Source organism: Actinacidiphila polyblastidii (assembly GCF_036353415.1).
Classification (GTDB): domain Bacteria; phylum Actinomycetota; class Actinomycetes; order Streptomycetales; family Streptomycetaceae; genus Actinacidiphila; species Actinacidiphila polyblastidii.
Genome location: NZ_JAZEWV010000009.1, coordinates 205,105 through 221,115, shown reverse-complemented (window position 1 = coordinate 221,115; position 16,011 = coordinate 205,105). Strand labels below are relative to the sequence as shown.

Annotated in this window: 9 protein-coding genes; 6 read left to right on the top strand and 3 right to left on the bottom strand. The window is 72.4% G+C overall.

The genetic code is table 11. The features are described from left to right. Nucleotides 1-56 precede the first annotated feature (56 nt). Nucleotides 57-977 (top strand): hypothetical protein, encoded by a 921-nt coding sequence (locus V2S66_RS14400; RefSeq protein WP_330795317.1) that lies wholly within the window; start codon nucleotides 57-59, stop codon nucleotides 975-977. Nucleotides 978-1,021: 44 nt separating this feature from the next. After that, nucleotides 1,022-1,336 carry a WXG100 family type VII secretion target gene (locus V2S66_RS14395; protein WP_330795316.1) on the top strand — a complete coding sequence of 105 codons (315 nt, stop codon included), beginning with the start codon at nucleotides 1,022-1,024 and terminating at the stop codon, nucleotides 1,334-1,336. Between the two features lie 67 nt (nucleotides 1,337-1,403). On the opposite strand, the gene V2S66_RS14390 is transcribed toward V2S66_RS14395, so the two are convergent. The 3 genes from V2S66_RS14390 to V2S66_RS14380 form a co-directional block, all read right to left on the bottom strand. Next, nucleotides 1,404-6,044, bottom strand: coding sequence for an FtsK/SpoIIIE domain-containing protein (locus V2S66_RS14390; RefSeq protein ID WP_330795314.1), 4,641 nt, complete (start codon nucleotides 6,042-6,044; stop codon nucleotides 1,404-1,406). Then, complete coding sequence (locus V2S66_RS14385; protein ID WP_330795312.1) at nucleotides 6,041-7,561, bottom strand: hypothetical protein; 1,521 nt, start codon at nucleotides 7,559-7,561, stop codon at nucleotides 6,041-6,043. Before V2S66_RS14385 ends, V2S66_RS14390 begins: the two co-directional genes overlap by 4 nt. A gap of 278 nt (nucleotides 7,562-7,839) precedes the next feature. Beyond that, on the bottom strand, nucleotides 7,840-8,397 hold the full coding sequence (locus V2S66_RS14380; protein ID WP_330795310.1) for a sigma-70 family RNA polymerase sigma factor: 558 nt from the start codon (nucleotides 8,395-8,397) through the stop codon (nucleotides 7,840-7,842). Between the two features lie 242 nt (nucleotides 8,398-8,639). On the opposite strand from V2S66_RS14380, the gene V2S66_RS14375 reads away from it, so the two are divergent. The 4 genes from V2S66_RS14375 to V2S66_RS14360 all read left to right on the top strand — a co-directional run bounded on the left by V2S66_RS14375 (nucleotide 8,640) and on the right by V2S66_RS14360 (nucleotide 15,946). Next, on the top strand, nucleotides 8,640-10,154 hold the full coding sequence (locus V2S66_RS14375; protein WP_330795308.1) for a GMC family oxidoreductase: 1,515 nt from the start codon (nucleotides 8,640-8,642) through the stop codon (nucleotides 10,152-10,154). A gap of 891 nt (nucleotides 10,155-11,045) precedes the next feature. Further along, nucleotides 11,046-12,179 (top strand): ricin-type beta-trefoil lectin domain protein, encoded by a 1,134-nt coding sequence (locus V2S66_RS14370; RefSeq protein ID WP_330795306.1) that lies wholly within the window; start codon nucleotides 11,046-11,048, stop codon nucleotides 12,177-12,179. 115 nt (nucleotides 12,180-12,294) lie between these two features. Then, the gene (locus V2S66_RS14365) at nucleotides 12,295-14,388 is read left to right on the top strand and encodes a PQQ-dependent sugar dehydrogenase (protein WP_330795304.1); all 2,094 of its coding nucleotides are present in this window, start codon (nucleotides 12,295-12,297) and stop codon (nucleotides 14,386-14,388) included. Between the two features lie 46 nt (nucleotides 14,389-14,434). Then, the gene (locus tag V2S66_RS14360; RefSeq protein WP_330795302.1) at nucleotides 14,435-15,946 is read left to right on the top strand and encodes a glycoside hydrolase family 28 protein; all 1,512 of its coding nucleotides are present in this window, start codon (nucleotides 14,435-14,437) and stop codon (nucleotides 15,944-15,946) included. Nucleotides 15,947-16,011 lie beyond the last annotated feature (65 nt).

Below are 16,011 nucleotides of genomic sequence, written 5' to 3'. Positions count from 1 at the left end.
CAACACACGTATCCGTTGGCGGCGAGGTGTCGGCCGGGCGGGCGGAGGGAGACGACATGCCGGACTTCGACGTAGCGATCGACTACGAGTTGCTGAACCAGCTGGCCAACGACACGGACGTGCTCAAGGACCGGCTCGCGGACTCCAGGCTCTTCGGCCGGGAGTCCTCCTACGACGCGGGCGAACTCGGCGGGGCGTTCCAGGCCGTCAACCACTTCTTCTGGGCGTGGGTGGGTCCGTGGGAGAACGCCCGGCAGCTGCTGGAGTCCCTGAGCGGCACCTACCGGGTCGCGGCGCAGAAGATGTTCGAGATGGACGCGAGCCTCGCCGGGCAGGCCAACGCCGAGGCGGCGTACTTCTATCACCGCCAGTGGGAGATGGACAAGCAGTCCTACGACGACTGGAAGTGGCTGACCGAGCACACCGTCACCGTCCACGCCTGGGACAAGGACGGCCACGAGTACACCAAGCAGCAGAAGCTCGCCGACCCCGACGACCCGAACGCCCCGAAGCCCCCGGGGTACGAGCCGACCGGCTACGAGTACAGCCACGACGACGGCGACGGCACCGACAACGTCCACCACTCGACGCAGACGACGTACGACGCCGACGGCACCATGAAGTCGACCGACACCACGATCGACGACGGGGACGGCGGCCTGAAGTACCAGGAGCACACCGACTACGGGGACAACCACAGCTACACGACGACGATCACCCACACCGACGGGTCGAAGACCGTCATCGAGGTGCACGGCGACGCGAGCGGCAACGGCACCCGGAGCATCACCGACACCGACAAGGACGGCAAGACCGTCGACACGTCGAGCTACACGGGTTCCGGTCTCGGCACCGACGACCCGCAGTGGACGAACGACGACCCGGACGCCACCGACACCGACGGCGACGGAACGGACGACAAGAACGACCCCGGCGGCAGCCAGCACTCGAACACCGGCGTCGGCAGCCAGGCCTGACCGACCCGCAGCCCATCTCGCACACCCGGACCCAGGGAGCCCCCATGCCCAGCAACAACATCCAGCTCCAGTACAGCCAGATCGACACCGTCGCCACGCAGCTGAACAACGCCGTGACGAACATCAACCCGCAACTGCTGCAGTTGCAGGGGACGGTGGAGAACCTGCTCGGCGACGGTCTGTTCCTGCAGCAGACCAGCCCGGCGATGCAGCACGCCTACCAGCAGTTCACCGGGCAGCTGACGAACATCGTCGCCAAGATCGAGGACTTCGCCAAGCAGTTCACGTCGATCAAGACCCAGATCGACGACATGGACCGGACCATGAAGGCGCAGATCGAGGGGGCCGGCGGCAAGTAGCGCCGGCCCGGCCGCCGGACACGGGAAAGGGGCGCCGCTCGACGCGGCGCCCCTTTCCCGTGTCTGCTCAGCGCGCGTCGGCGGCCTCGGTCTCCGGCACCAGGACGGTCATCAGCGCGCCCTCGTCGTCGACCGTGAAGGCGCGTCCCGGGACCCGGTTCACCCGGACCACGTTGTGCGGCAGCCGCAGGCCCAGCACGTCGCCCTCGCCGATGGTCTGCGGGGACAGCAGCAGTCCCCTGCGGGACCGCCGGACCTGGCCGATCCAGCTGCTGAGCGGCGACACCAGGGCGTCGGCGGGACCGGCGACGGCCAGGCCGAGGGACCGGTCGCGGCCGGAGGAGGCGATGTCCCGCAGCACGGCGTCCACCGGTGACATGGAGAGCAGGTCGGCGTCGTCCACCATGACCACCGCGGCGCCGCCGACCCTCTCCAGCGCCGTCAGCAGCTCCTGCTCGCCCGGGGCGGGCGAGGCCAGCACGACGGCCCGGGGGTGGCCCTCCAGCCCGCGCAACGGCGACTCGCGGGGGGTGAGGGCCACCACCGCGGTCCCGGAGCGCAGCAGGGACGCCGCCAGGGACAGCAGCGCGGTGCTGCGGCCGGACCCGGGCGGCCCGACGATCGTGTACGTCGAGGCGACACCGGCGAAGTCGACCCACACGGGGGCCACCTCGTCGCCGCCGAGTCCCTGCATCGCGCTCAGCGGTGCGGGCCGCGCCGCGCCGGCCCGGCCCCACGCCTCCTGGAAGCGGATCGTCGTCGGCAGCGTCTCGATCCGGAACGGCCGTGCCGAGGCCGGCACGCCCAGGTCCCTGGCGGCCGCCTCGGTGCCGATCCGGCGCAGCGCCTCGGCCTGCTCAGGACCGCTGAGACCGCCCGGCAGCACGGCGACCTGCAGCTCGCCGCCGGTGTCGGTGCGGAAGCCGCGGCCGGCCGGGATCACGGAGGGAACCTGGTCCCGCGGGATGCCGCTCATGGTGTAGTCGCCGGAGTCGTTCATGCGCAGCAGCAGCTTGTTGTCGTTGAGCGCCGCGATCCGCCCGGCCATCAGGGCCCGTTCTGAGGTGGCGACGACGTGCACCCCGACCGCCGCGCCCTCCCGCAGCAGCATCCCCACCTGGCTGACCATGCGGCCTTCGTCGATCTCGCCGATCAACGCGCTCAGCGTGTCCCAGCCGTCGATGAACAGCACGACGTGCGCCGGGCGGCGGTTCGGCGGCAGGGCCGCACGCAGCTCGGTGACGGTGGCGGCCGAGTGCGCGGTCATGAGCTCCTGGCGGCGCACCAGTTCTGCGGTGAGCCGGTTCAGCAGCCGGCCCATGCGTTCCACGTCGGCCCGCGGCACCACGGCGCCGGTGTGCGGCAGCGCGGAGAGCGCCGTCAGCGCGCCGCCGCCGGCGTCGATGGCGTGGAAGTGCACGTCCGCGACGGAGTTGGCGCGGGCCAGCGCGCTGGCGACGGTGCGCAGGGTCTGCGACCGGCCGGAGCGCGGCATGCCCAGCACGAACAGGTGCGAGAAGGTGTTCAGGTCAAGGAACACCGGCGGCTGCGCCTGGAGTTGCGGCCGATCCTCGCGGGCCCACGCGGCGCACACCAGCTGTCCTTCGGCGGCCGGAGCGGCGGGCTCCGGCAGGTCGGACAGGGTCAGGCTGCCGGACAGCGGCGGCAGCCACGGGCTGGGGTGCGGCCGGTGGCCGGAGAGCCTCGCCGCCTCCACGAGCGCGTCCACCAGCGCCATCAGGTCGGTCGGCCCCTCCTCGTCGTCGAGGTGCGCGAACTCGTCCTCGATCTCCTGGGGGGCCTCCACCGGGCGGCCGAGCCGCTGCCAGGACAGCGGGGTCATCCACAGTCCGGTGTCCTCGTCGAAGAACTCCGGCGCGGGCCCGGTCGGCCCGGCGGGTTCCTCCCCCGGGTCGTCCGGGGAGCCGGCGGCGGGGACGGTCTCGGCCTGCGGGCGCGGGGCTCCCACGTACGCGGTCTGGAAGCTCATCGCCGAGCGGTGCCCGAGCCGCACCAGGGCGCGGCCGGGGGTGGCCGTGGAGATGCTCGCCGCGTCCGGCACGTCCAGCACGTCGGTGCTCTCGGCGGCGTCGGTGACGCGCAGCGAGATCCGCAGGTTGGTGTTGGCGCGGATGTCGTTGGTGACCACACCGCCGGGCCGCTGGGTGGCCAGCACCATGTGCAGGCCGAGCGAGCGGCCGCGCTGGGCGATGCCGACCAGGCCGGGGATGAAGTCGGGGATCTCCCGGGCCAGGGTGGCGAACTCGTCGATGACCAGCAGCAGTCGCGGCATCGGCGGCAGGCCCGGGTCGCGGCGGCGCAGTGCCCGGTACTCGGGGTGGTCCTTGGCGCCGGCGGCGGCGAGCATGTGCTCGCGGCGGACCAGTTCGGCCGTCAGCGAGGTCAGCGCGCGCTGCACGAGGTGGCTGTCCAGGTCGGTGACCATGCCCAGGGTGTGCGGCAGCCGCACGCAGTCCTTGAAGGCGCTGCCGCCCTTGTAGTCGACCAGCACGAAGGTCAGTTCGTCAGGGTGGTTGACCGCGGCCAGCGAGGCGACGAAGGTCTGCAGCAGCTCGGACTTGCCGGAGCCGGTGGTGCCCGCGATCAGCGCGTGCGGGCCGTCCTTGACCAGGTCGAAGGCGACCGGGCGGTCGAAGCCCTGGCCGACGAGCGCGGAGGTGGAGGCCGGACGGCGCTCCCAGCGCCGGAGCACCTCCTCGGCGGTGGGGGGCTCGTGGTCGAGCAGGTCGAGCAGCGAGACGCTGTCGGGCAGTCCGCCGGAGGCGTCGGGGGTGACGTCGTGCACCGGGGCGATACCGCGGGCCACGCGTTCGGCCCACGCGGAGGTGACGAAGTCGGGGCGGATGCCGGTGATGTCGGGCAGTCCGGTACGGCGCAGCGTCAGCGTGTCCCTGGCGATGGCCACCACGGCGCTGGCCTCCTCGGGGAGCATCCGCTCCTCGCGGTCCAGGCACAGCAGGTGGATGCCGCTGAGCGGGCCCTCCTTGAGGACCTGGACCATGCCGGGGACGTCGCGCAGCTCGCGCGCTCCGTCCAGCACGACCAGGATGTCGGGTTCGCTGAGCAGGGCGCCGCGCAGGGTGGCCTGCCGCGCCTGGTTGCGGTTGCGGATGACGTTGATCAGCTCGGTGACGCGGTTGGCGACGGTCTCGGGGTCGTTGCCGAGCAGGATGACGGGGGCGTTGTCCTGGGACGCGGCCAGCCCGGAGCGGGCGTGCGGCAGCCAGCGGGCCCACTCCCACGCGTCGGCGGCCTTGCTGTCGGTGAGGACGCAGATCTTCAGGTCGCGCGGGCTGTGCAGCACCGCGGCCTGGGCCACCGCCCAGCGGGCCAGCGACCGGGCGGGCTCCTCGGGTCCGGCGACCCCGACGACCTGGCTGCCGGCCAGGTCCACGCCGATGGGCATGTCGGGGATCTGCCAGCCGGCGGCGCGGTGGTTGTCCTCGCGGGAGCCGTCGTCGATCTGGAGCAGCGACTGCTGCTGGGTGGTGCCGATGCGCAGGACGAGATTGTCGGGGTCGGACGGGCGGCGCTCCCACAGCCGGGCGCCGGGGCCGACGGCCATCAGGCCGACGACCGCCGGATCAGGAGCGGAGGCGACCCGTACACGCCGCTCGTGCTCCACCTTGGCCCGTACGTCCGCCTCCAGGGAGGCGCGGCGCAGCCGGTAGTTGGCGACGCCCTGGAGGTACTCCTTGCGGCCGCTGCGCCGTCCGCCGATCCAGTTGCCGACGCCCAGGATCGGGCTGAGGACCATGAACATCAGGTAGAGGAAGGAGTTGAAGAACCACACCATGGCCACGCCCAGGAACATCGGCGCGATGATCACCAGGAAGGGCAGGGGGCGGCGCTTGGGGGGCTCGGGCGGGCCGGGCAGCCGGAAGGTCTCCGGCTGGAGCGGGGGCAGCAGCCGCGGCGGCCGGTTGAAGTCCAGGCCGGCCTTCGGCGACGCGACCACCGCGGCGTCGGCCCGGGTGGGCCGGGCCGCGCGCAGGAGGTGCTCGCCGACGACGAGTTCACCGTCCGTCTGCCAGGGCGTCCAGCCGCGTGGCAGCGTGCGGGGCCCGTCCTCGTCGGGGTCGGGCTCGGGCGGCAGCGCCGTCACGTCCGCGCGCGGGCGCGGCGGCGGCGCCTCGGGAAGGGAGAGCCGCACCTGCCCGGAGTCCTCGGGCAGTACGGCGAGGACCGTGCCGTCCGGACGCACCGTCAGGCGCAGGCCGTCCTCGGGGACGCCCCTGCCGGTCAGCCGTACGGAGCTGCCCGGCCGGGGGCCGATCAGGTGGGTGCCGACGCCGAGCCGGTGCACCCGTCCGGCCTCCGGACCGCCGATCACCTGGATCTCCGCCACCGGGGCGGAGCCGGGGGCCCGGGGTGTGGGCATCTCGTGCCGGCCGGGTCCGTACACCGATCCGGCGGCGTCCACGGCGTCCACGGGCAGGCCCAGGCCCAGCGTGCTGCCGTCCCGGATCCCGGAGGAGGCCAGGACGGCGTCGGGATCGAGCATCCGGTCGCCGAGGTAGAGCGGGACGTCCTCTTCCTCGGCGGCGTCCGGCGCCACGGGGGCGGTACCCCGGTGGGCGGCGAGCAGGTGCGGGGCGAGCCTGCGCACGGGCGTGGTCGCGGCGGCGTTGACGAGAACGTCGCGCTGCTCCCGCTGCTCGTCGACGGTGGTGACGAGGAGCTTCACGCCTCGTTCCGCCTTTCGGTTCGGGGGGTCTCGAAGGGCTCGGTGGCAGGGGTCGCCGCCGCCGAGACGCCCGTGATCTCGGGTTCTGCGAACAGGTCGCGGACGGCCGGAGCCAGGGGCTCGGGCAGGCGTGCGGGGGGCGCTCCGGCCGCGGCGGTGCGCCGCACGTCCGGTGTCGCCGCCGGGCCGGCCGGCCGGGCGCCGCGGGCGCCGGGTACGGCTCGCGCGGCGGTCCGGGCGGCGGCCGCGGGGACCGCCGATCCGGCTGCCGGGATGGGGGGTTGCCGGGAGGCGGACGTGTCCGGCTTCGGCGCGGGGAGACGGGGGTCCGGTCCGCCGGCCGGAGGCCGCGGCCCTGCCGGACGCGCCGGCAGGCCCTTCGGCTGCCCCCCTCGCCGCCGGCGCGCGCCGCTCCTGCGGGCGGTGCGGGCGACCGCGGGACCGAGCGGCGCGGCGTCGGTCTCGATGCCCAGGCCGGGCGTCTCGGTGCGGCCCCGGGAGTCGACCCGGACCTCCCAGCGGTGCGCGGGCATCGGACCGACGACCACGGCGCAGAGCAGTCCCGCGCCGGCCATCTCCGAGAGCCGGGCCGCCTGTTCGTCGTCCGGGGCGGCGCACACCACGACCACCGGCCGGGTGCGTTCCGGCGCCGGCGCGGCCAGGGCGTCCAGCAGCGCGTCCAGGTCGGGACCGTCGAAGCGCGGGAGCACGCCGCGTGCCACCCGCACCTCGGCAGCCCCGCCCGGCAGGTCCAGGTAGGCCGCCACCGCCTGGACGAACGCACCGATGGCCCGGCGCTCGCCGTAGGTGTTCAGGATGCGGGGGCCGCGCGTCAGGTCGAGGAAGGCGGCGCCGTCGTCGGCCAGGCCCAGCGGCACCAGCACCCTGGGGGTGGCGGGCGGTTCCGCGCCGGGGTCCCCGGCGGTGGGGTCCCCGGCGTCGAGCTTCCCGGCGGTACGGTCCCCGGCGCTGGGGCTCTCGGTGGCGGCGCTGCCCGCGTCGGCGGCGGAGGCGTACCGGACGAGCGGGTCGCGGTCGGTACGCCAGGGCCCTTCCGGCGCCGGCACGTCCCGGCCGGCGAGGCGTACGGTGACCTCGCCGTCGTCGCGCCGGGTGGCGAGGCGGACGGTGACCGCGAAACCGAACGCCTCGGCGGCGTCGGGGCGGACCGCGGCGTCGGCGGCGTCGAGAGCGCGGTGGGCGACGGTCGCCGCACCCTCCGAGCCGAGCAGCCGGGTCAGTTGGCGTACGGCCGCGCGGAAGTGCAGGAACTCCCGCACCGGGTCCGAGAACGCCCGGCGGGTCAGGCGGACATGGCGGCTCAGCCGGCGCCAGGCCCTGCGCCGGCCCCCCTGTCTGCGCACCAGGAAGTGCAGCAACAGCCCCACCAGCAGCAGGAGCTCCGCGAGCGCCAGGGTCAGCGCGCTCGCACCGGAGTTCCAGGAGAGGGCGAGCGTACGGTCGGCCTGTGCCAACGGCGTCCAGCCTTCCACCGGCACCGCCTGATGGATGTGCACGAGAACCCCTCGATAGGTCGCCGGCCGGAGCACGGCCGGGGCGCTCGCCGCCAGCTCACATCGCGCGGGCCGACGAGGCCGTGGTGAACGTGATACCGCACATGTGTCAGGTGGACCCACCGGGCCACACGACCGAACCGGCCACGCGGAGGTGACTGCGGACGCCTCCCCACCGCCGTCGCAGCCGAGTATAAACGCAAACGTGTCTGCCTTCGTCCGGACGCCTGGCCGGCCGCCTGCGGCCGGCCTCGACGCGGGACATGTGTGTCGCCCTCCGCTCAGGCGCAGGGGGCCTGATGACCCCGGGCCGCCTCGGGGCGGGCCACCTCGGGCCGGGCCGCCGCACGCAGCTTGCGCAGGGCGTTGTGCTGACGGCTCTTGACCGTTCCGGCGGGCACTCCGAGGATGCCGGCGGTCTCCGCGATGCTGCGGTCGCAGAGGTAGGTGTGGACCAGCACCGCACGGTGCTCCGGGGACAACTGGCGCAGCAGCCGCCCGAGCAGCAGGACGTCGTGCACCGCCTCGGTGCCGTCGGCGCCGGCCACGGGGTGGTCGGGGTGGACTCCGACGGCCTCCCTGCGGGCATGGGGCTTGCGCACCCAGTCGACGACCAGATGCCGGGTCACCGTGAAGAGCCAGCTCCGCACCCTTCCGTCCATCCCGAGCAGCCGGTCGATGTTCCGCCAGGCCCGGATGACCGCCTCCTGCACGATGTCCTCGGCAAGCGCGCGGTCGCCCAGCATCCTCTCGGCGTACGCGAGCAGGCCGTCCCGGTGTTCCCTCATGATCGTGCCGAGCAGCTCGGACCGTGAGGTCTCCGTGGGGGGCGTGGCCATAGCGTTCCGAACCGTCCTGGTCCTCTGTGGTGAATACATGTGCGGGTGCGCCCGGCACGGTGAGGGCCGTTCGCCTCACGCGGACCCATCGGTCACATCTGCGCGGGGACGGGCACCTCGCACCATCCTACGGCGCACACGTATGTCGAGGCAAACCGTCGGTATCAGACGAAGCGGACCATTGATTCGAATCACTGGTACCGTTGATTACGGATCGATGATTCACACCAGATTGGACGATCATGTCTTCACCGAAGCCCGCTTACGACGTCATCCTGGTCGGCGGCGGATCGGCCGGGTGCGTGCTCGCGTCGCGCCTGACCGAGAACGCCGAGGTCCGTGTGCTGCTGCTGGAGGCCGGCTCGGCCAGGCTGCCGGAATCGGTGGCCCATCCGCCGGCCTGGCCCTCGCTCGTCGCCTCCGAGGCCGCCTGGGGCGACAGCACCGTGGTCCAGCGGGCGTCCGGCGCGCCCGTGCCCCTCCCCCGCGGCCGCGGCCTGGGCGGTTCTTCCGCCATCAACGCCATGGTCTTCGCCCGCGGCCACCGCACCAGCTACGACAGCTGGAGCGCCCACGGCGCCAGGGGGTGGACCTTCGACGACCTGCTCCCGTACTTCCAGCGCACCGAGACCGCCGTCAGCGGCGCCCCCGGCCGCGGCACCGGCGGCCCGCTGACCGTGGGACCGGCCCAGCAGCCCAACGAGGTGCTGACGGCCTGCCTCGACGCCGCCGTCGAGGCGGGCCACCGCCGCGCCTTCGACATCAGCGGCGGCCTGGAGGAGGGCTTCGCCCCCGTCGACCTCAACATCGTCGGCGGACGCCGCCAGAGCGCCGCCGACGCCTACCTCGCCCCCGCGCTGGGACGCCCCAACCTCGACGTGGTCACCGGGGCGACCGCGCACCGGCTGCTCTTCGAGGGCCGCCGCTGCGTCGGCGTGGAGTACGGCGCCGGGGGCCGGACCCACACCGCGGCGGCGGGCCGGGAGGTGGTGCTGACCGCGGGAAGCATCGGGTCCGCGCTGATCCTCCAGCGCTCCGGCATCGGCTCCGAGGACGACCTGCGGCAGGCCGGGGTCGACGTCCGCCACGCACTCCCCGGCGTGGGACGGAACCTGCACGACCACCCGCGCGCCAACCTCGTCCACCAGACCCGGCAGCCGGTGCCCGCGGCCAGCCACAACCACGGCGAGATCCTGGGGCTGCTGCGCAGCACGCCCGCCGCCGACGGACCGGACGTGCAGCTCATCTTCATCGACATCCCGCTGCCCAACCCGGTCGCCCCGGTGCGGAACGGCTTCACCATCGGGGTCTCACCGATGCGGCCGGCCAGCCGCGGCTCCCTGCGGATCAGCTCGGCGGACCCCTACGCGGCGCCGGTCATCGATCCCCGCTACTTCACCGAGGAGGAGGACCTCCGGGCGGTGCTGTCCGGCATCGCGGCGGCGCGCGAGATCGCCCGGTCGCCCGCGCTGGCCGGGTGGGGGATCGAGGAGGTCGCTCCGGGGCCCGCCGCCGCGGACGAGACCTCGATCGCCGACTACGCCCGCAGGTACTTCGGCTCGTACTGCCACCCCGTCGGCACCTGCATGATGGGCGACGACGAGGTCTCCGTCGTCGACTCCGCGCTGCGGGTGCACGGGCTCGACGGGCTGCGCGTCGCCGACGCCTCCGTCATCCCCGCCATCCCCTCCAACAACACCAATGCCACCGTGTACGCGATCGCCGAGCGGGCCGCCGACCTGCTGGCCCGCTCCTGATCCGGACACCTGGCGCCGCGGACGGCCTTCCCCGAAGCCCCGCACCCGACCCCGGCCGACCCCGGCCGAAGCCGGCAGCCGATCCTGCCGGCGGCCGGCGAACTCCCCGTGCGCCTCCCCGGCCACGGGGAGTTCGCCGTTCTGTGCGCGTGCGGTCACGAGCCCGGCTGCTTCGACAATGCCGCTCGCGGTGCAGGACACCTCGTATACGGTCCGTGACCGACGTCAGGACTCCGGCGCGCACCGGTCAGGGCGTCGGTCGGCTTCCGGGCCGGAGGCGAAGACCGCAGGCCGGTGCCCGCGTTCGCCCGCAGCAAACCGGTTCTTCCCCCGCGGGGCTCGGACCTGCGGCGCTCCGTCGCAAGTTTCTGTTGGGAGTTGTTTCTTTGTTCGGAGGGTTGACCCCAAAAGAAACACGACAGCACACTGTGCACCATCTTCCCCAGCGGGACGTGATGCGCACTCCCACAAGCCGCGCGCCGGCCCGCTCCCCACGGTGAAGGGCCCCGCTCATGCGACGAACCATGCGACTCACCCCCTTGTGGGTACCGGCCGGACCGGCCGCCCTCCTCGCGGTGGCAGTCGCTCCCGCGCACGCCGCCGCCACGGCCACCGTCACCGCGGACGGCACGCGGCGCGGCCGGACGTCCGGCGGGATCGGCGTGGTCAGCGGCGGCGCCGGCCGGAGACGGACCCTCCCCGCCGCGTCATGACCCACCCGTGAGGCCGCCTGCGGGGAGCCGTTCCGCGCTCCCGGCTCACGGCTAACCCGGGCCGGGCGTAGCTCCCCACCCCGGAGCGCCCGGCCGGCCCCCGACCGCCCCAACGGGCGGCCTCAGGGCGACTGACAGCACCCTCCCCTCCCCCCCACGCGCGAAGGACAGATATATGATGTATCGCACTTCTGCGGTTGCGGCGTTGGCGACCGGCGCCCTCGGCGTCGCCCTCGCTCTACCGGCGGCGGCCACCGCCGCCCAGGCTCCGAGCGCCGCTCCCCAGGCCGCGGCGGCGCCGGCCACCCTGCGGGTGATGCCGCTGGGCGACTCGATCACCTGGGGCATCGGCAGCAGCACCGGCAACAGCTACCGGGGCGACCTGTACGCCGCGTTGTCCTCCGAGGGGCACGCCGAGGACTTCGTGGGCACCCAGCGCAACGGCACCATGTCCGACCCGGACAACGAGGGCCACTCCGGCTGGCGGATCGACCAGATCGCCGGCATCGCCGACGCGACGCTGGGGCAGTACCGGCCCAACGTGGTCACCCTGGAGATCGGCACCAACGACCTGAACCAGAACTACCAGGTCCCCACCGCCACCGACCGGCTGCACGCGCTGATCGACCAGATCACCGCCGACGCGCCCGACGCGACCGTGCTGGTCGGCACGCTCATCGTGTCGACGAACCCCACCGAGGAGCCCAACAGGCCCGCGTTCAACGCGAAGATCCCCGGCATCGTCCAGGCCGAGCAGGCGGCCGGCAAGCACGTCCGCCTGGTCGACATGGGCGCGCTGACCGCCGCCGACCTCTCCGACCAGCTGCACCCCAACGACAGCGGCTACCAGAAGATGTCCGACGCCTTCAACGCCGGCATCCAGGCCGCCGACGCGGCCGGCTGGATCAAGGCGCCCGTCGCCGTCAGCAGCGGCCCGGTGCGCTCCGGCATCGCCGGCAAGTGCCTCGACGTCAACGCGGCGAGCAGCGCCGACGGCACTGCGGTCCAGCTCTGGAGCTGCAACGGCACCAACGCGCAGGTGTGGACCGCGCCCTCCGACGGCACGCTGCACGCGCTCGGCAAATGCCTGGACGTCACCCACGCCGGCACCGCGAACGGCAGCCAGGTCCAGCTCTGGACCTGCAACGGCGGCGGCAACCAGAAGTGGCAGTCCTACAACGGCGGTTACCGCAACCCCGCCTCCGGCCGCTGCCTCGACGACCCGGCCTCCGCCACCACCGACGGGACCCGGCTGGCGATCTGGGACTGCAACGGCGGCGCCAACCAGAAGTGGTCGGCGCCCGGCGCGTGAGGCGCCACCCGGCGGCCCACCACCCCAGGCCGCCGGGCACACACGGGCTGCTGAAGCAGTCCTCCGACCCCCCCCGACCCCCGATCCGACCCTCATCATCCGCAAGGAGACCTCCGTGTTCGGTACATCCCCGCACAGGCGGCACCGCCGTCGATGGCTCACCGTCGCCGTCGCCGCGCTGGCCGCGATCGCGGCCCTGGTGGCCACGTTGACGACCAGCGCGACCACCGCGTCGGCGGCCACCGGGTCCCACATCACGGGTACCGCGTCAGGCCGCTGCCTGGACGTGATCGGCCAGAGCACCACGGACGGCGCCGGCGTCAACATCTACGACTGCAACTCCCAGGCCAACCAGGCGTGGACGCTCACGACGGCCGGCGAGCTGCGGGTCTACGACAGCCCGAAGTGCCTGGACGTGGCCAAGGGCGCCACCACGCCCGGCGCCACGGTGCAGATCTGGACGTGCAACGGCGGCGACAACCAGAAGTGGAAGATCAACACCAACGGCACCATCACCGGGGTGCAGTCCGGTCTCTGCCTGGACGTGGTCGGCGCGGGCACCGCGAACAGCACGCTGGTGCAGCTCTGGACCTGCAACGGCGGGGGCAACCAGCAGTGGAAGACCACGGCGGGCGACACCCAGCCGCCGACGGTGCCGGGCAACGCCCGGGTCAGCAATCTGCTGTGCGACTCGGTGACCTTCGCGTGGAACGCGGCGACCGACAACACCGGGGTCGCGTTCTACGACGTCTACCACGACGGGCAGTTGATGAAGTCGGTCAGCGGCAGCACGCTGTCCACCAGCCTGACCGTCGTCCCCGGCGTGACCTGGGGGCTGTACGTCAACGCCCGTGACGCCGCGGGCAACGTCTCGCAGGCCAGTGCGACGGTGTCGATCACGCCGCCGCAGTGCCAGGTCGACACCCAGCCGCCGACCGCCCCCGGCGGGCTGACCGGGTCGGTCTCGGGCACCACGGTCACCCTGAACTGGTCGGCGTCCACCGACAACATCGCGGTCAAGTTCTACGACATCTACCGCGGCAGCACCAAGGCCGGCACGGTCACCGCCAACGGCACGACCCCGCCGCCCACCACCTTCACCGACAGCGGACTGACTTCCAACACCGGCTACACGTACTACGTCGTGGCACGTGACGCCCAGGCCAACGTCTCCGCGCACAGCAACAGCGTCTCGCTCACCACCGGTTCCGCGTGCGGCAGCCCGGTCTGCGCGGTCACCCAGATCGCCACCGACACCGACATCCCGTGGGGCCTGGCCACGCTGCCCGACGGCACGATCCTGTACAACCGCCGTGACGCCGAGAACATCATCCACCTCAACCCGGCCACCGGCGCCAAGACCGACGTGGGCACCGTGCCCAACGTGCAGAGCACCGACGGCGAGGGCGGCCTGACCGGCCTGGCGATCTCGTCGAGCTACGCCAGCGACCACTGGCTGTACATCATGCACACCTCCCCGACCGACAACCGCATCGTGCGGATCAAGCTGACCAACGACAAGCTCGACCTCAGCAGCGAGCAGATCCTGCTCACCGGCATCGGCCGCAACAAGTTCCACAACGGCGGCCGCCTGCGCTTCGGCCCCGACGGCAAGCTCTACGCCTCCACCGGCGACGCCCAGAACGGCGACAACGCGCAGAACAAGAACAGCCTCAACGGCAAGATCCTGCGCCTGAACCCCGACGGCACCGTCCCCTCGGACAACCCCTTCGGCAACTACGTCTGGAGCTACGGCCACCGCAACCCGCAGGGCCTGGCCTTCGACTCCCAAGGACGCCTGTGGGAGCAGGAGTTCGGCAACGCCGTCATGGACGAGACGAACCTGATCACCAAGGGCGGCAACTACGGCTGGCCGGCCTGCGAGGGCACCAGCGGCACCTGCGGCACCGCCGGATACATCGCCCCCAAGCACACCTACCCCACCGCTGACGGCTCCTGCTCCGGTATCGCCATCGTCCACGACGTCCTCTACATCGCCTGCGAGCGCGGCACCCGCATGTACCGCGAAGTCATCTCCGGCAGCGACCTGACCAACGTCCAGACGTACTTCAACGGCACCTACGGCCGCCTGCGCACCGTCGAACCCGCCCCCGACGGCGGCCTGTGGCTGACCACCAGCAACGACGGCGACAAGGACAGCATTCCGAACAACAGCAACGAAAGGATCTTCCACGTCGCCCTCGGCTGACGCGCGGCCCGGAGCCGCTGACGGACCATCGAGGAGATGAGGAGACATGAGAAGAACCACCACGCTGGTGGGTGTCGTCGTGGCGGTGGTGATCGGCCTGTTCTGGTCGACCGCCGCGCACGCCGGGGCTCCGCTGCCGCGGGCGGCGGCCGCGGCCGTGTTCAACGTCAAGGACTACGGGGCCGTGGGCGACGGGCACGTCAACGACAGCCCCGCGATCCAGAAGGCGATCACCGCTGCCAACGCGGCGGGCGGCGGGATCGTGGAGTTCCCGGCCGGCAGCTTCAAGTCGAAGAACACCGTCCACCTCAAGAGCAACGTGACGATCCAACTGGACGCGGGCTCCACCGTCATGGGCTCGACCGCCGACACCTACGACGCCGCCGAGCCCAACCCGTACGACGCCTACCAGGACTACGGGCACAGCCACTTCCACGACGCCATGTTCTACGGCGACAACCTGACCGACATCGGCTTCACCGGGTCGGGAACCATCGACGGCATGGGCTACCTGACCGCGAGCGTCGACCCCGGTGCAGGTCAGGCCGACAAGATCATCTCGCTGACCCGGTGCCACCACCTCACCCTCAGCGGCATCACCCTGCGCCGCGGCGGCCACTTCGCCGCGCTGGTCAACGACTGCGACCACGTCGTCTCCGACCACCTCACCATCGACACGGCGAGCGACCGCGACGGCTGGAACATCATCTCCACCACCGACGTCACCGTCACGCACGCGAACATCTCCGCCAACGACGACGCGCTGGTCTTCAAGAGCGACTACGCGCTCGGCGCCAAACTGCCCAGCGGGCATGTCACGGTGACCGACTCCACGCTCTCGGCGAAGTGCTGCAACGCGCTGATGTTCGGCTCGGAGACCTGCGGCGACTTCACCGACTACCAGTTCCAGGGCATCACGATCAACGGCGCGAACAAGTCGGGCCTGGGCATGGTCTCGATGGACGGTGCGAACATCTCCGACGTCCACTACCGCGACATCACCATGACCAACGTGCACTCGCCGATCTTCCAGAAGATCGGCACGAGGAAACGGTGCGGCGGCAACCCCGGCGTCGGGCACATCAGCGACGTCACCTACGACGGCATCACCGCGACCGGCAACAGCCCCGGCGTCACCCCCACCCTGTGGGGCGAGTCGGGCGGCAACCACATCACCGGCGTGACCTTCACCCACGTCGACATCACCGTCCCCGGAGGCAGTTCTGCGCTCTCCCCCGCCGTGCCGAGCAATGACGCGATCAGCTACAACCCGACCAGCATCGGCACCAGGCCCTCCTACGGCTGGTACCTGCACAACGCCGACAGCATCCACTTCGTCGACTCGTCGGTGAGGTTCGCGGCGAACGACAACCGCCCCGCGGTGATCGCCAACGGGGACAGCACCGTCACCCTCGACCACTTCACCGCTCAGCGCGGCAGCGGCAGTTCCTACGACCTCGGCTTCCAGGCGGTCGCCGGCTACTGCGCGACCAGCAGCACCGACACCGCAGGCGGCGCCCTGCGCGTCAACACCACCAACTCCACCCAGAGATGCTGACCCCCGCAGGCCGCTGACGCGGTGGAAAGGAGAGGCGCCCGCGCGGTCCCCGCTGAGCGGGAACC